We start from the raw sequence: 15878 nt of genomic DNA, 5'->3' as shown, positions 1-15878 counted from the left end.
TTCTAAAGCTTATTCAGTTTGTTAGGAAGGAGGATAACATAAGATTCGCACTAAAACAACAAATTTATCTAGCTCTTCATCTAACTTTGTTTGGATATTGGTTGCGTTAAAAGTTAGTAAAATGAAAATACTTTCTTCTTTTTCAATAAGAAAAGATTTGATATTTTAGTAATTTTCTAACTTTTTTAGTGTATAATGGTAATATGAACAGTTTTTTACGATAATTACTGAAATTTCATCTCTCTAGAAAGGTATCTCATATGAAATCACACAAAAGACTGACACTTTTAGCTTTGGCTGTGCTTGGCTTATCCAGCCAAGTGGTTTTGGCTGATGATACAAGTCATTCTACTAGTAACCATATTAGTAGTTCTACAACTACTTCTGCTAGCAGTTCACAAGCTAGTACAGAAACTTCGTCAAGCACAGCTAGTTCAAGCGAACAAGAAACCAAGCCGTCTCTTTCTAAGGAAACCAAACCCAATCAACCTATACAGACTGGCTGGGTAAAAGAAGGAAGCAAGTGGACGTTTTATAGTCAAACTGGGGTCAAATTTACAGATACTCTCTATGATGGTTATCTCTTTGATAGTCATGGCTATTTGCTTGAAAATAGCTGGTATCAGATGGGAAATAATTGGTACTATATCAATGGGTCAGGTAAATATTTATCCAACCAATGGAGCCAAATCAATGGCAAGTGGTATGTTTTTGATGGCTACGGTAGAATGTTGGCCAATGTCTGGAAGGGCGATTACTACCTCAAATCTAGCGGTGCCATGGCAGATAAGGAATGGGTCTACGACCAAAGCTACTCTAGTTGGTTTTACCTCAAATCTGGCGGACGCTACGCCCAAAAACAATGGATTGGTTCCTACTACCTCAAATCTGGTGGCTACATGGCCCATAAGGAATGGATTTATGACCCAGACTATCAAGCTTGGTACTATCTTAAGGACGATGGTGTGTATGTCACAGGAACCTATGCAGTGGATGGCAAAAACCAGCTCTTCCAAGGAAATGGAAAATGGGTTCGTGGATTAGCACAAGGTTTTCAAAAAGGACATTACTCTAAAACTATTTTTCTAGATCCAGGACACGGTGGTAAGGATCGCGGTGCTTATTACTATGGCATAGCTGAAAAAGAATTGAACCTACAAGTTTACCGTAAATTACGTAAACGATTAGAAGGCCTAGGCTATACCGTTCTTACCTCTCGAGACAGTGATATAGACGTTGATTTTATTACCGAGCGTTCTCGTATGGTCAACAAGACCAATGCTGACTTTTTCATCAGCCTTCATTTCAACGCTACCGGAAATGATACTACTGTTAATCTAGGTATCCAAACCTATTCTTACAAGGAAGAACCTGGCTTCCCTAGCAAGATTAACAAGGATTGGCATAATAATCCTGAACGGATAAGTGAAAGTAACCGTCTTGCTGCCGATATCCATTCTTCACTGTTAGCTGAAACTGGAGCCAGAGATGCTGGACTTTTGCAAGCAACCTTTGCTGTTCTACGTGAAACAGCTAAACCAGCTGTTTTGCTAGAGATGGGATATATGGATAATCCAGAAGAAAACAAAAAAATCCGTAGTAGTGAATACCAAGATAAACTAGTTGAAGGGATAATCAAGGGAATCCAAAAATATTACGCAGGGAATTAAAGTAGTCTAAGCCTCGAACTCATTCGGGGCTTATTTTTTCTTATCCAAACCATATCCTTCTTTCTAGAACTATTTCCTTTTTATGCTTATTCTCCCTAACTATGCTATACTTAATTTAGTACATTCTTTGAGATTGGAGCCAATATGAAAATCCATAAAACTGTGAATCCCGTTGCCTATGAAAACACCTATTACCTAGAAGGTGAAAAGCACCTCATCGTTGTCGATCCTGGTAGCCATTGGGAAGCCATTCGTCAGACAATAGAGAAGATCAACAAACCGATCTGTGCCATTCTATTGACCCACGCCCATTATGACCATATCATGAGTCTGGACTTGGTTCGCGAGACTTTTGGCAATCCTCCTGTCTATATCGCAGAGAGCGAAGCTAGCTGGCTCTATACTCCTGTCGATAATCTCTCTGGGCTTCCCCGCCACGATGATATGGCGGATGTGGTCGTAAAACCTGCTGAACACACCTTTGTCTTTCATGAAGAATACCAATTAGAGGAATTTCGTTTCACTGTCTTGCCAACACCAGGTCACTCTATCGGCGGCGTTTCTATCGTCTTTCCTGATGCTCACCTAGTCTTGACAGGAGATGCTTTGTTCCGTGAAACTATCGGACGGACCGACCTTCCAACTGGTAGTACGGAGCAACTCCTCCATAGTATCCAAACCCAACTCTTCACCCTACCAAACTACGATGTCTATCCAGGGCATGGTCCAGCTACTACTATTGCTCACGAAAAGACTTTCAATCCTTTTTTCTAGTAAAATGATGACAATCAATTTCGCAATTTAATACTCAATGAAAAACAAAGAGCAAACTAGGAAACTAGTCGCAGGTTACTCAAAGCACCGCTTTGAGGTTGCAGATAAAGCTGACGTGGGTGAAGAGATTTTCGAAGAGTATAAATAAACTATACAGCAATTCTTTCCATTATAAAAGGCATCCTATCAAGGCTTTCACACCTGATTGGATGCCTTTTTCTGATGACTAGATTTTTTGCATTACCAAATAATGACGCGCTCTTCTGGTGAACGCCACATACCGTCGCCTTCTTTGACATCATAGGTTGTAAAGAAATCATCGAAGTTTGGTACTTGCACATTGACACGAAGTTTAGCTGGTGCGTGCACATCAACGCTAGCCAAAAGTTTCATAAATTCTGGACGACCTTTCATGCGCCAGATACGACCGAAGTTGTAGAAGAATTCTTCTGCTGAGAAGTCTGGTTCTCTCTTAGCTGCTTCAAGCGCTGCAGCGATTCCTCCCAAGTCAGCCACGTTTTCTGACACAGTCAATTTACCGTTGATGGTTGCTCCATAAGAATCTTGTCCATCAAACTGGTCAATAACTTTTTGTGTTTTCTCCTTGAAGGCAGCATAGTCGCTCTCTGTCCACCAATCTTTGAGACTACCATTTTCATCAAAGGAAGCTCCGTTGGTATCAAAGGCGTGGGAAATTTCATGGGCAATAACTGCACCAATACCACCGTAGTTAGCAGAAGACGACTGATGCAAGTCATAGAAAGGCGCCTGTAAAATAGCCGCTGGGAAAACAATCAGATTCTTCTGTGGATTGTAGTAGGCATTGACCATATGAGCAGGCATGCCCCATTCCTTATAGTCTACAGGCTGGTTCCACTTGCTCCAACTGTGTTTGATTTCCACACGCGCAAAGGCTAGAGCATTGTCAAAAAGACTAGCAGTCTCATTTACTACTTTGTCCTTATAACGTTCTGGCAATTCTTCTGGGTAACCGATATAAGGCTTGATGACATTGAGTTTGACAATGGCCTTGTCACGAGTTTCAGGAGTCAGCCAGTCATTTTTAGACAAGCGTTCCTTATAGACATCAATCATAGTTGCCACTTTTTTCTCCACGTCTGCCTTGGCCTCTGGAGAGAATTTTTCATGGGCATACCAGAGACCCAAGGCTTGTTTGAAAGGACCTTGTGCTAGCTGGTAGGCTGCCTTGACCTTGTCTTTGGCTTCTGGAACTCCAGAAAGCGCACGACTGTAGGCACCTGACAAGACACGGATTTCTTCTGTTAAATAGCTGGTTGAAAGATTCACAACACTTAAAATTAAGGTTGCCTTGAGGAGAGGCCATGCCTCTTCACTATAGAATTGGTCTGCTGCTTGCCAGAAGCGTTCCTCGTCTACGATAACCTTGTCTGGTACTTGTCCAAGAACGGCTTGGAAGAAGTCATCCAAAGGTAGGGCAGGAGCGAATTTTTTGAAATCTTCATAAGAATATGGATGGTAGAGTTTGGCATATTCTGAACTTTCTTCATTAGAGAGCACCACTGCCGCAATTCGGCAATCCAATTCTAGTCTTTTCTCTAGCAAGTCTTCAATTTCTTCATTAGAGAAATCATAAGCCTTGAGAAGATTTACGCTGGTTTCTTTCCAAAGAGTCAAGAGTTCTTCGCGCTGAGGATGGTCTTCTGCATAGTAGGTCGTATCTGGCAAGATTGTGCTTGGAGCGCTAGCCCATAGAACATTGATTCTAGCATCCATAAAGTCTGGCGATACACCAAAAGGAAGAAAGTTTGGTTTGCCAGCAAGCTCAAACTCTGCTAGTTTAGCTGTAAAATCCGCAAAAGTCTCCAATTCTTGGAATTCTTTAAGAAGTGGTAAGACAGGTGTGATACCGTCAGCTTCTCTCTTGTCAAAATCACGAACTAGGCGGTGGTATTTGACAAAGTTTGCCAAGATAGCATCCTCAGGCACCTCTTGACCTGCCAACCACTTGTCTGTTGTCGCCAGCATCAGGTCTTCAATTTCCTGGTCTAAATCAACAAAACCTCCCGTTTGAGACTTATCTGCTGGAATTTCAGCTGTCTTCTGCCATTCTCCATTGATTGCATCATAAAAATCGTCTTGATAACGTGTCATCTTGTTCTCGCTTTCATTTGTATTTGTTTATTTGTTTTTAGCTTAACAAAAATTACCTGGGAATGCAATTAAAAATAAACGGATGTTTCCTATTGTTTTTCAGTTAATATTTTAATTTTTTGAAAAATTAACTTGACTTAATTTTTTTTTTAAGGTATATTAAGAGTCAGGAGGAATATAAGTTTATGATACGTATCGAAAACCTCAGTGTCTCCTACAAAGAAACGTTGGCACTTAAGGATATTTCACTAGTGCTCCAAGGACCAACAATTACCGGAATCATTGGTCCAAACGGTGCTGGAAAATCAACATTATTAAAAGGTATGCTGGGAATTATCCCTCATCAAGGTCAGGCATTTCTCGATGACAAGGAAGTTAAAAAATCCTTACACCGAATTGCCTATGTCGAACAAAAAATCAATATCGACTACAACTTTCCCATCAAGGTCAAGGAATGTGTCTCGCTAGGACTATTTCCCTCTATTCCTCTCTTTCGCAGTTTAAATGCTAAACATTGGAAAAAAGTAGAGGAAGCCCTTGAAATCGTCGGCCTAGCTGACTACGCTGAACGTCAAATCAGTCAACTGTCTGGAGGTCAATTCCAGCGGGTCTTGATTGCCAGATGTTTGGTGCAGGAAGCCGATTATATCCTCTTGGATGAACCCTTTGTTGGGATTGACTCTGTCAGTGAGGAAATCATCATGAATACGCTGAGAGATTTGAAAAAAGCTGGTAAGACGGTTCTCATCGTTCACCACGACCTCAGCAAGGTTTCCCACTACTTCGATCAAGTCTTACTTGTCAATCGAGAAGTGATTGCCTTTGGTCCAACCAAAGAAACCTTTACCGAAGCCAATCTCAAAGAAGCTTACGGTAATCGACTCTTTTTCAATGGAGGTGACCTATGATTGCAGAATTTATCGATGGATTGCAAAAATTCCATTTCCTACAAAATGCCTTGATAACAGCTATTGTCGTCGGGGTCGTAGCTGGAGCTGTGGGATGTTTCATCATTCTACGTGGGATGTCACTCATGGGAGATGCTATTTCACATGCTGTCTTACCAGGTGTAGCCCTCTCCTTCATCTTAGGCGTTGACTTCTTTATCGGAGCCATTGTCTTTGGATTGCTAGCTGCTATCATCATTACCTACATCAAGGGGAACTCGATTATCAAAAGCGATACCGCCATCGGCATTACCTTTTCTTCTTTCTTAGCCCTCGGTATCATCTTGATTAGTGTCGCTAAAAGTTCAACTGACCTTTTCCATATCCTTTTTGGTAATATTCTAGCCGTCCAAGATACGGATATGTTTATCACTATGGGCGTAGGGGCGGTCATTCTCTTGTTAATCTGGATTTTCTTCAAGCAACTCTTGATCACTTCCTTTGATGAACTCTTAGCTAAAGCCATGGGAATGCCTGTCAATTTCTATCACTACCTCCTCATGATACTCCTGACTCTCGTGTCTGTGACAGCCATGCAAAGTGTTGGAACTATCCTGATTGTAGCCATGCTGATTACCCCAGCTGCAACTGCTTATCTGTATGCTAATAGCCTGAAAAGTATGATTTTCCTTTCCTCAACCTTTGGAGCTACAGCTTCAGTTTTGGGACTCTTTATTGGCTATAGTTTAAACTTAGCAGCTGGTTCTAGCATCGTACTTACAGCTGCTAGCTTCTTCTTAATCAGTTTCTTTATCTCTCCTAAACAACGATATTTGAAACTGAAAAATAAACATTTGTTAAAATAAGGGGCAAAACCCCAATAAATTGGAGGATCTAATGAAAAAATTAGGTACATTACTCGTTCTCTTTCTTTCCGTTATTGCTCTTGTAGCATGTGCTAGCGGAAAAAAAGATGCAGCTTCTGGTCAAAAACTAAAAGTTGTTGCTACAAACTCAATCATCGCTGATATTACTAAAAATATTGCTGGTGACAAGATTGATCTTCACAGTATCGTTCCGATTGGACAAGACCCACACGAATACGAACCACTCCCTGAAGATGTTAAGAAAACTTCTGAGGCTGACCTCATTTTCTATAACGGTATCAACCTTGAAACAGGTGGCAATGCTTGGTTTAGCAAATTGGTAGAAAATGCTAAGAAAACTGAAAACAAAGACTACTTTGCAGTCAGCGAAGGCGTTGACGTTATCTACCTTGAAGGAAAAAATGAAAAAGGAAAAGAAGACCCACACGCTTGGCTTAACCTTGAAAATGGAATTATCTTTGCTAAAAATATCGCCAAACAATTGAGCGCTAAAGATCCTAACAACAAGGAATTCTATGAAAAAAATCTAAAAGAATATACTGATAAGTTAGACAAACTTGATAAAGAAAGTAAGGATAAATTTAATAACATCCCTGCTGAAAAGAAACTCATTGTAACCAGCGAAGGAGCATTCAAATACTTCTCTAAAGCCTATGGTGTCCCAAGTGCTTACATCTGGGAAATCAATACTGAAGAAGAAGGAACACCTGAACAAATCAAGACCTTAGTTGAAAAACTTCGCCAAACAAAAGTTCCTTCACTCTTTGTAGAATCTAGTGTGGATGACCGTCCAATGAAGACTGTTTCTCAAGACACAAACATCCCAATCTACGCGCAAATCTTTACTGACTCTATCGCAGAACAAGGTAAAGAAGGCGACAGCTACTACAGTATGATGAAATACAACCTTGATAAAATTGCTGAAGGATTGGCAAAATAATCCTCTGAAAAACGTCATTCTCACATGAGATGGCGTTTTTTCTATGCCCATATTTCCGGTCAAATCATTGGAAAATTCTGACCGTTTCAGCTACAATGGAAGAAAAAAGATTGGAGTATCTTATGGTAACTTTTCTCGGAAATCCTGTGAGCTTTACAGGTAAACAACTACAAGTCGGCGACAAGGCGCTTGATTTTTCTCTCACTACAACAGACCTTTCTAAAAAATCTCTGGCTGATTTTGATGGGAAGAAAAAAGTCTTGAGTGTCGTGCCTTCTATCGATACAGGTATCTGCTCAACTCAAACGCGTCGCTTTAATGAAGAACTGGCTGGACTGGACAACACGGTCGTATTGACTGTTTCCATGGACCTACCTTTTGCTCAAAAACGTTGGTGCGGTGCTGAAGGTATTGAAAATGCCATCATGCTCTCAGACTATTTCGACCATTCCTTTGGGCGTGACTATGCACTTTTAATCAATGAATGGCACCTATTGGCACGCGCGGTCTTTGTCCTCGATACCGACAATACGATTCGCTACGTTGAATACGTGGACAATATCAACTCTGAACCAAACTTCAAAGCCGCAATTGCAGCTGCTAAAGCCCTATAGAAAAAATCCTCTGTCACAAAGAGTTCTCTACTCTTTGAAACGGAGGATTTTTCTTATTCTTTAATTATTGTTTATTTTGAAATGAATCCTTCAAAATCTTTTAGTTGAAAATTATATTTTTCAGTGAGTAACACATTATCCACTGCAACATCTTCTCCCAATGGGTAAATATTTCTTTTGAAACGGTTGTAGGAGGAAAATCTCTCCTACACTATTATTGATTCTGAGAGAAAATTGCAAAATATCATCTACCAAACTTTCAATTATTGAGATTTTTTGCAGTTTATCTGAATTAGAATCGCAAGGATTCTCAATAATATAATTGTCGAATTTTTTCAATCTAACTTCCTCTCCACTATTTCTTCCTTTATCAAGAAAAAGTTACCTCAATATTAATAAAGTACAATTCTAAATTAACTCCAATTATTGATTCACGATAATATTTCAGTAACTCATCGTGCAATTAAAAACAAGGATTTTTATTTCAGACGATCCATCGTGATCACTTCATCAGCCATCTCCCAAATTGCCGGATTATGTGTTGCGATAATAATTAGCCTATTATCATCTCGAAGAGATAGCAAAATCTCCATAATCAACTGAGAGGTTGCTGGGTCTATTGAAGCTGTTGGCTCATCTGCCAGAATAAAGGGTGGATTCTTTAAGATAACTTTTGCCAAGGCAACCCGTTGCGATTCTCCGCCCGATAACTCAAAGATGCGCTTATCTAGGTCAAGATAAGCCAGGCCGACCTGTTCTAAAGCCTGCTTCTGCCTCAACCGCTGTTCCGACCGACTCAACTTTTGACCAATGAGACCTAGCTTAAGGTTTTCTTCAATACTTTGGTTTTCAATTAAGCCAAAGTTCTGGAAGAGGTAGCCCAATTCGTGACGGAAAAAATCACTCGATTTATAATTGGCCAAGTCTTTACCTCGGTAAAAAATCGTGCCATCATAAGATTCTAATTTCCCAATCATGTTCATCAAGGTTGTTTTTCCGCTACCACTTGAACCAATTAAGGCATAGACTTTTCCAGCCTCAAATGTTATTGAAAGATTCGAAAATAACTCTCGTTCTCCAAAAGATTTACTCACCTGTTTAAGTTCAATCATATTAACCTCCCTTCAAAACAAGCATGGACATCTTGTTTTCTTTCTGCATTTGGACATGTAACTGTAAAAGAGATAGACCAGTAAAGAGTAACGAGACTAAGAAAGCAACTACTATCTCTACCATAAGAAATACACTCGCAATAAATCCCAGTAAAAACACACCCAGTTGAGCAAAGAGATAAGTGCGATGGATTTCTAAGAACCTGAGACCTGCAATGCGTTTGATAAAAATAGCACGTCTAAATTCTTCAAAGTAGAGCCTATTCATAGTGTTAAACAACAAGATTGAAGTTGCAATCCCAAGCACAGCTCCTGCTAGCATTACCCAACGTTCCCTCTGGATATTATCCGATAATGTGATGTAGTTGTGGTAACCTGTTTGCATTTCTGAGACCCAATTTTCAATGCCTTGTCTCTGGATAAGCTCCTGGGCATCAGACAATTGATTAAAGAGAACGTAGTTCTGTACTGCGTCTACCCAAAACACAATGGACTGTGGACCAGTTGATTGGGGTGTTATAACAATGATGATTGGATCTTTCAAAAACTGCTGGTAAGAAATAGGGGTCGTATTATACACAAAACGATCATGACCTGATTCCAAATAACCTACCGTAGCAGTCATTTGCTGTCGTTCATCTTTACTAGATATGCGACTGGTTAAGTCGTCTTCAAAAACAGATTTATAATGTTCTTCCTCTGAACGGAGGTGTTCAGGCAGTAATAAGACAAACTCCCCTACATCAAGGTGATTCATCTTTTGCTCAATAGTTGTATCTACAGGAATGTTTTGACGCTCCAAGTATTGCGGTGTGACGATAAGGACATTGCCATTCGGGCTGTAATCGTGCCATTCTGTAGAGGTTGTCAAGTTTTTGGAGGAAGCCATGCCATTTTGCAAAGTACGGTCAATTAACTGGTGTCTAGATAAGAAAGCCTTTTGTTCTGAAACAGCCAGATCCATCAATTGATACCAAGTTCTGAGTTTTCTTTGAGCTTGTTCATCAAAACCAGGACTCGTTCCTTCACGGCTGATTGATAGGATAGTCAGTTGCCTTTCCTGACTCCAAACCTCTTGTCCAATCCGATGCTGTTGCCAGGCTTGGGAATACTTTAAACTACTCCCTATTCCCAGCGTTACAATAATAATCGCTAATAGTTGACCGATTAAAATTAAACTAATGATTCCTCTGACAGGCACTTGCCCTTTTATAATCTGCATCAGGTGTATCTTTTTTATCCCAACTGCGAAGAGTTGAGCGAAAAACAGGGAGATCGACAACAAGATGAGATTATAACTGAGCAAGCCTTCTCCTATTGTCATTAGGGATTGCGTTGGAAGCGACAGAATTTTTTGCATAAGAATGGCGAGAACACCAGCTAAACTGAAACCAACAACTATCCCTTTCAAATCCTCACCAACTGGTCTAAGGAAAATGGACCACCGTTTCTCTCCTGAAATGAGGCGAATGCCCGACGACCGTAATTGGCTAATTTGACTAATTAAAGTCAGTGCTACAAAGGTTAAGATGAAAATCAATAGACTGATTAACTGAAATCCGTTACTAAAGATAGCCATTAACGTAGATAGTTTAGATGGAATTGTCAGGTGCATGTTAGTCAAGCCAAGTTGACTTAGCTCCTCCCTTAGCAAGTGAATATCTAGGTTTCCATCGAATACAAAATAGTTTGTTTCAACACTACTACTTTGAGCATCTTCTAGATTTTTTTCCTGAAGCCCATCAGGCAACTTTCCGTCCCCAAAGGTCGTATAAGAAAAAACTGTAGTACCTTCTGAGTTAGGATCTTGGTGTTGAATCGCAATAAAGCTATCCGTTTCTTCTGCTAGTTTTTCCAAGCGTGTAGCAACATGCTGAAAAGTTGTTTCAGGGGAAGAATCACGTACAACAACGTTGGGGTAATAATGGGAGACATATGTATCAGTCCAAATGGTAAATACCCAAACAAAGAACAAACTAGCAAGCAGGTTGGATATGAGTATAAATAATTTTTTCATAGTGCATTCCTTATTCTAAAATAGAGGGCAGAAATACCCCTGCCCTCTATAAACTAACAAGCTTACTAAACTATTGATAAAAGAATCTTCTTCAATTATTCTTGCCATCCCGCATCAAATGTAACTTGCTCCCCAAAATTTGTATTAATAAACGCATAGGCCGCACTATGTGCTCCTGCATAAGCTGTCTTTTGATTGTCACGTCCATTACTTCCAACATAGGCCCAGTGATCCTCTGAACCATGATAATAATTCGAAAATGCTCCCCAATTATTTGGATCATGATAGCCTCCATAGGTCCACTCGCCACCACGGTGAGAAGCTGCCAAAACAGGAAGAGCCAAACTAACTGCCAAAACGGCAAGGGATGATGCAACTACTTTTCTAAATTTTAACATATTATTACTCCTCTAAATGAAATATTATGAAAATGAGCGAAATGCAACTACATATTTTAATTAGAAATCTCAGTCTGAATTATAGTATCCTATTTTTTCCTCCTTTCTAACTGCACGTTCCTTTCTACAGACAGAGACCTAATTTTATAAACCAATCTTAAATACTTTAGATTTTGTAACTCATAATTTTCAACAGTTGGTTAGCTATGAAAGCATTTTATCAAACATCTCCATTCTTATATCTATCTGGTATTGTTACAAGCTCTCATCAGAATACCTTTCTCTAAATAGTTGAATTTTAAAGTAATACGAAATCAATCAGCCTTCCCAACATCAAGACCATTGTACTTCTTTTGTGATTGGACTCGAATCTCCAATTGTTTATTCTTCTGAATGAATTGTTGGTAAGGAATTGTATTACTAAACATAAAAACACCTAGTAATGCAAATGTAACTAATTTTTTAATTCCACGTTTTTTTGTCATGCAATGAAACCCTTTTCTGTTTCCTTGTTTTTATTTTAACAGATATATTTTATTTAGCCAAGTATTTTTATGTAATTTTTGACTTTTTTATTTTTTTATTACCATAGGGAATTATTCATCCCTTTAACTTGCTATTTTGAACTAAAAATTTTATAATAAAATTAAGCAAATAGGAAGGTTTATTATCTTTAATGAATACACTCGCAGAGAAATTCAGATTGAAAAGAAAAGAGTTGAGACTCTCCCAACAAACTCTTGCAGAAGGAATTTGTGAACAAAGCCAGATTAGTAAAATTGAGAGAGGGCATTTCATTCCCTCTGCAGACCTTTTGTTCAAACTCTCCCAACGACTCGAAGTGCCATTAGATTATTTTTTTAATGAACAAATTGAAATTAAATCTAACCTCTCTAATTTCAAGCAATTATCTGCTCGACTATTAGATGATAGAAATTATGACAATTTGGAATATATTTATAGAATAGAGATTGAACGAAGTACTTTTCTAACACTAGAAGACCGAACTTACCTTGAATGGATTAAAGCTATTATTGACTTCTATCAATATGACAGTAAGTGTGAGGCTATTTCTTCATTGGAAAATATATTATTAAAAGTCTCCTCAAATACTCTGATTTATTTAAAGGCATTGAATACTCTATCTAATTTCTATTCCTTAGTTGGTCGTGAACAAGAATATGAGGCAAACTACTCTCATTTAATGGAGTTATATCAGACAAAAAATTTTGAGCATCAAGAGTTTTTATTTGGCTACATCAGAGTTCGTTACAACTACGCTCACTACCTAGTGTCAAAGGAAAAATATAATGAAGCCATCCAAGAAGCTCTTGAGACTATTGAACTCTGTAAACAAAGACAGACAAGCTACCAACTGGCTCCTCTACTTATTCTTGTAGGAAATGCTGGAGCCAAATTTCTAGACAAAGAACAAGTCAAAAATTATTATATAGAAGCAAGAGAGTTATGTAAGATTTATAACAATCCTTTAATGTTGATGAAGATAGAAAATTATTTGAAGGAATTAGATACTGTTTAGTTAATATTGACATCATAGTTTTTCTGAAACGTTAAATAACCTGTAAGGCTGATAGTGAAATTAATACTATCAGCCTTATAATTATGTGACTATTAGTCCGTCTCGCTCCGCTAGGTGCGAGACAAAAAAACCACTCGCTATGCGGGTGGTCATGATTTACGAGTAAATTCAAGTTCGATCTGATAAAAACAACTAAATTACTCTACAGATTTCAAGGCTTCTAACATATCAACCTTTCTCAGATGATAATTGACAAAGAAACCAAGTAAGGTCAAAATGATGCTTACTGCTGCCACTGGGATTACATAGACTTCCCAGCCTACCTGTGGATAAAAGAGAATAGTCGCAGGCGAAATCATTTGAATCAAAAATTGGTGTAAATAGAAACCAGATACCAAACCAAGTACGATTCCCACAAGAGACAGCACAATCGTCTCACGGTAAATATAGAGGGTGACTTCATTATTATGAAAACCGAGAACCTTGATAGTGGAGAGTTCACGGATTCTTTCAGCTACGTTTATATTGGTCAGATTGTAGAGGATAACAATAGCCAACAGAACCGAAACGATGACCAAGATGGTCATGGTCTGATTGAGTGAACTAGCGACGGAGTCAAAGAGCCGAATGGCTGAAGCATTCTGGACAACGCTGGACACCGCAGATTGATTCATAAGTAAGCCAGCCTGTCTTTCGATACTAGTAGCACTGGTATCTCTTAACGAGACCAGATAAGTGTTGGCTTGGGGTAGCTGTCCGTAAATTTGCTCATAGCTAGCCTGACTCATATAAATAAAGTGGCCAACGTAGTTCTCAGTAATAGCAGCGACCGTTAGTTCCTTACCTTCAATTTCTAGAGTCTGTCCAACCTTGACACCTGCCAGATGGGCAAGTTTAGCTGTAATAACGACACCATCTTTTAATGTCAGCTCCTGCTGATGATTTTGCAGATGAATAAAGGGAGTCAAATCTTCCTTCTCTGTCCTCATAAGGGTAATGGTCTGAAGACCAGCCTTACCTTTGAAATCCTTGTCTAGCGTTTTAGAATAGATTTTCTGATAAGCTTGGATATCCTGCCCTTTCAACACTTCTTCCAACTCTGCCTTGTCTTGATTGGTCCCACTAGGGTTTTCAGAGACAATCATCTGATACTGTTGGATTTGTTGAAACTGTCTAGACGGAACTCCTGCTACAGAGGATTGGATTCCCAAACCTGCAAAGAGAAGGGCTACAGAACCTGCCACACCAAAGATCGTCATCAACATCCGCTGCTTATAACGGAAGATATTGCGAGCTGTTACCTTATGAGTAAAACTGAGACGATGCCAAATAAAACCGATGCGCTCTAGTAAGATTTTAGCTCCTTTAACAGGAGGTTTAGGCAGTAAAAGCTGGGCAGCTTCGTCATGAAGTTCCCTACGAGCTACCAAGTAGGCTGGTAACACACTCGCCAACCAACTCAAAGCAAGAGCCAGTAAGCTATAGGTCCAATAGAACTGAATCTGGGTTTCTCCCACCACCATGCCTTTTGTAATGACACTTGAAATCACACTGGCTAGTAAATAATGGCCAAGTATACTACCTAGAGCTGTTCCGACAGTCCCAGCTACCAGACCATAGAGGAGAAATTTAGCAATAATATCCTTACTGCGATAGCCCAAGGCCTTAAAAATTCCAGCATGTGTTCGCTCTTCATCCACAAAGCGAGTCATGGTTGTAAAGGTCACCATGGCCGCTACGGTATAAAGCACTACAGGAAAGATATTTCCCACTGCTCGAATACTGGCTGAAGCATTACTATACATGAGATAGCCCTGACCACCTGGCAGGGTCTGACGATTATAGACCTGATACCTTGGCTCCGCCAAATCATCCAAAACTTGCTGATGTTTTTCTAATTTTTCCTTTTCTTGGGCTAGATTTTGTTCAGCCTGCTTTAGTTTGTCCTCTTCCTTGCTCAATTCCTGCTTAGCTTGGATAAGTTGAGCACTGGCCTGCTCTCTCTGGGCTTGAGAAAGCAAGGCTAGTTGACTTTCTTGAAACTGTATACGAGCTTCAGCAGCTGCTAAACGACGCTTGCCTTCCTGCAAATTAGTCTCAGCCTTGTCAAGGGTCTCTTGACCTTTGTCTAGAGACTCTTGTCCTTCTTTTTTCAAGAGTTGCAGACGTGCCTTGCCATTATCTGACAAAGTTTGTTCAAGGTCTTCCTGATGTTGCTTGGATTTTTCTTCATAAGCTGCTGAGAAAGCATTTAAACCTGACAAATCTTGATATTTCAAACGTACTATATTGTAGACTTTCTGATCAAACTGACTAGGTAAAATCACTCCATAAGCTGTCAGAGTCCCACTTCCACTTCCTGCGTAGCCCATATCTCTCTGAGAGAGGATTTCAGCTGAATCCACAAAACCAGTAATGGTATAGGTATGGTCTTTTAAAGAGGAATGACTGCCTTCTTTTTCTTTAAAGCTAATCTCCTGTCCCACACGATATTGGCCTTGCAAATGACTAGCTAAAGCAATTTCCTGGTCTGACTGAGGAAGTCGCCCCTCTCTGAGCTGAAAGGTTGAAATTCGCTCTGGTTTAGAGTATAGCCGAATGGCATCCTGCCCATTATCCATAGTCACATCTGTCAAATAGCCAAACTCTACCTCTGCTCCCTGTGTCTGTTCTAGCTCTTCTTGATCTGCTTGATCCAAGCCATAGTTAGACATGACTGCCAAATCCAAGGTTTGAGCAGTTGTTAAATAAGCATTGGCTGTCGCCTCCATATTGGGGCTGGTTACTTTGAGGCCTACTAGAGCTAGAGACCCCAACATCATCAAGGTCAAGATGGATAAAAAACGCCCCTTGGAGCCTGTGAAGGACTGAATCAAGTCCTTCCAATAGGTTTTTCGCTTCATCAT

General features: G+C 39.6%; 13 protein-coding genes and 1 pseudogene. 7 read left to right on the top strand and 7 right to left on the bottom strand.

The features are described 5' to 3' along the window. Nucleotides 1-260: 260 nt before the first annotated feature. Nucleotides 261-1670 carry an N-acetylmuramoyl-L-alanine amidase gene (locus M1F37_RS02795; protein WP_247934632.1) on the top strand — a complete coding sequence of 470 codons (1410 nt, stop codon included), beginning with the start codon at nt 261-263 and terminating at the stop codon, nt 1668-1670. A gap of 144 nt (nt 1671-1814) precedes the next feature. Then, complete coding sequence (locus tag M1F37_RS02790; protein WP_247934631.1) at nt 1815-2444, top strand: MBL fold metallo-hydrolase; 630 nt, start codon at nt 1815-1817, stop codon at nt 2442-2444. A 240-nt stretch (nt 2445-2684) separates the two neighbouring features. On the opposite strand, the gene pepO is transcribed toward M1F37_RS02790, so the two are convergent. Next, complete coding sequence (gene pepO, locus M1F37_RS02785; protein WP_140834546.1) at nt 2685-4577, bottom strand: endopeptidase PepO; 1893 nt, start codon at nt 4575-4577, stop codon at nt 2685-2687. 185 nt (nt 4578-4762) lie between these two features. On the opposite strand from pepO, the gene M1F37_RS02780 reads away from it, so the two are divergent. From M1F37_RS02780 to tpx, 4 genes are all read left to right on the top strand, one after another. After that, a complete protein-coding gene (locus M1F37_RS02780) occupies nt 4763-5485 on the top strand; it encodes a metal ABC transporter ATP-binding protein (RefSeq protein WP_000619162.1) in 723 nt (240 codons plus the stop codon). Further along, the gene (locus M1F37_RS02775) at nt 5482-6330 is read left to right on the top strand and encodes a metal ABC transporter permease (protein WP_000559791.1); all 849 of its coding nucleotides are present in this window, start codon (nt 5482-5484) and stop codon (nt 6328-6330) included. Before M1F37_RS02780 ends, M1F37_RS02775 begins: the two co-directional genes overlap by 4 nt. 31 nt (nt 6331-6361) lie before the next feature. Further along, the gene (gene psaA, locus M1F37_RS02770) at nt 6362-7291 is read left to right on the top strand and encodes a metal ABC transporter substrate-binding lipoprotein/adhesin PsaA (RefSeq protein ID WP_000733070.1); all 930 of its coding nucleotides are present in this window, start codon (nt 6362-6364) and stop codon (nt 7289-7291) included. Nucleotides 7292-7413: 122 nt separating this feature from the next. Next, nucleotides 7414-7905 carry a thiol peroxidase gene (gene tpx / locus M1F37_RS02765; protein WP_247934630.1) on the top strand — a complete coding sequence of 164 codons (492 nt, stop codon included), beginning with the start codon at nt 7414-7416 and terminating at the stop codon, nt 7903-7905. Nucleotides 7906-8085: 180 nt separating this feature from the next. On the opposite strand, the pseudogene M1F37_RS02760 reads toward tpx, so the two are convergent. The 5 genes and pseudogenes from M1F37_RS02760 to M1F37_RS09965 all read right to left on the bottom strand — a co-directional run. Continuing rightward, nucleotides 8086-8244: pseudogene (locus tag M1F37_RS02760) on the bottom strand (competence protein ComA); the annotation flags it as partial. A gap of 140 nt (nt 8245-8384) precedes the next feature. Beyond that, the gene (locus M1F37_RS02755; protein ID WP_153195703.1) at nt 8385-9017 is read right to left on the bottom strand and encodes an ABC transporter ATP-binding protein; all 633 of its coding nucleotides are present in this window, start codon (nt 9015-9017) and stop codon (nt 8385-8387) included. 1 nt (nt 9018) lies between these two features. Next, nucleotides 9019-11034 carry a bacteriocin-associated integral membrane family protein gene (locus M1F37_RS02750; protein ID WP_153195705.1) on the bottom strand — a complete coding sequence of 672 codons (2016 nt, stop codon included), beginning with the start codon at nt 11032-11034 and terminating at the stop codon, nt 9019-9021. Between the two features lie 95 nt (nt 11035-11129). Continuing rightward, nucleotides 11130-11432: a lactococcin 972 family bacteriocin gene (locus M1F37_RS02745; RefSeq protein ID WP_004260361.1), complete on the bottom strand. Its 303-nt coding sequence runs from the start codon at nt 11430-11432 to the stop codon at nt 11130-11132. A 314-nt stretch (nt 11433-11746) separates the two neighbouring features. Next, the gene (locus M1F37_RS09965) at nt 11747-11917 is read right to left on the bottom strand and encodes a PhrA family quorum-sensing system peptide (protein WP_282184457.1); all 171 of its coding nucleotides are present in this window, start codon (nt 11915-11917) and stop codon (nt 11747-11749) included. A gap of 191 nt (nt 11918-12108) precedes the next feature. On the opposite strand from M1F37_RS09965, the gene M1F37_RS02740 reads away from it, so the two are divergent. Next, nucleotides 12109-12972 (top strand): helix-turn-helix domain-containing protein, encoded by an 864-nt coding sequence (locus M1F37_RS02740; protein WP_004247195.1) that lies wholly within the window; start codon nt 12109-12111, stop codon nt 12970-12972. Nucleotides 12973-13169: 197 nt separating this feature from the next. On the opposite strand, the gene M1F37_RS02735 is transcribed toward M1F37_RS02740, so the two are convergent. Further along, a complete protein-coding gene (locus tag M1F37_RS02735) occupies nt 13170-15878 on the bottom strand; it encodes an ABC transporter permease (RefSeq protein ID WP_247934629.1) in 2709 nt (902 codons plus the stop codon).

This window comes from Streptococcus mitis (assembly GCF_023109105.1).
In the GTDB taxonomy this organism is placed as follows: domain Bacteria; phylum Bacillota; class Bacilli; order Lactobacillales; family Streptococcaceae; genus Streptococcus; species Streptococcus mitis_BW.
The sequence above is the reverse complement of the archived record's forward strand: the minus strand, read 5'-3'. Positions and strand labels throughout refer to the sequence as shown.

Excerpts from the sequence above, each read along its gene's own strand:
- M1F37_RS02755 (WP_153195703.1), bottom strand. The coding sequence starts at position 9,017 with ATGATTGAACTTAAACAGGTGAGTAAATCTTTTGGAGAACGAGAGTTA.
- M1F37_RS09965 (WP_282184457.1), bottom strand. The coding sequence starts at position 11,917 with ATGACAAAAAAACGTGGAATTAAAAAATTAGTTACATTTGCATTACTA.
- M1F37_RS02780 (WP_000619162.1), top strand. The coding sequence starts at position 4,763 with ATGATACGTATCGAAAACCTCAGTGTCTCCTACAAAGAAACGTTGGCA.
- M1F37_RS02745 (WP_004260361.1), bottom strand. The coding sequence starts at position 11,432 with ATGTTAAAATTTAGAAAAGTAGTTGCATCATCCCTTGCCGTTTTGGCA.
- M1F37_RS02775 (WP_000559791.1), top strand. The coding sequence starts at position 5,482 with ATGATTGCAGAATTTATCGATGGATTGCAAAAATTCCATTTCCTACAA.
- M1F37_RS02795 (WP_247934632.1), top strand. The coding sequence starts at position 261 with ATGAAATCACACAAAAGACTGACACTTTTAGCTTTGGCTGTGCTTGGC.
- M1F37_RS02790 (WP_247934631.1), top strand. The coding sequence starts at position 1,815 with ATGAAAATCCATAAAACTGTGAATCCCGTTGCCTATGAAAACACCTAT.
- M1F37_RS02750 (WP_153195705.1), bottom strand. The coding sequence starts at position 11,034 with ATGAAAAAATTATTTATACTCATATCCAACCTGCTTGCTAGTTTGTTC.
- M1F37_RS02740 (WP_004247195.1), top strand. The coding sequence starts at position 12,109 with ATGAATACACTCGCAGAGAAATTCAGATTGAAAAGAAAAGAGTTGAGA.
- M1F37_RS02735 (WP_247934629.1), bottom strand. The coding sequence starts at position 15,878 with ATGATGAAGCGAAAAACCTATTGGAAGGACTTGATTCAGTCCTTCACA.
- tpx (WP_247934630.1), top strand. The coding sequence starts at position 7,414 with ATGGTAACTTTTCTCGGAAATCCTGTGAGCTTTACAGGTAAACAACTA.
- pepO (WP_140834546.1), bottom strand. The coding sequence starts at position 4,577 with ATGACACGTTATCAAGACGATTTTTATGATGCAATCAATGGAGAATGG.
- psaA (WP_000733070.1), top strand. The coding sequence starts at position 6,362 with ATGAAAAAATTAGGTACATTACTCGTTCTCTTTCTTTCCGTTATTGCT.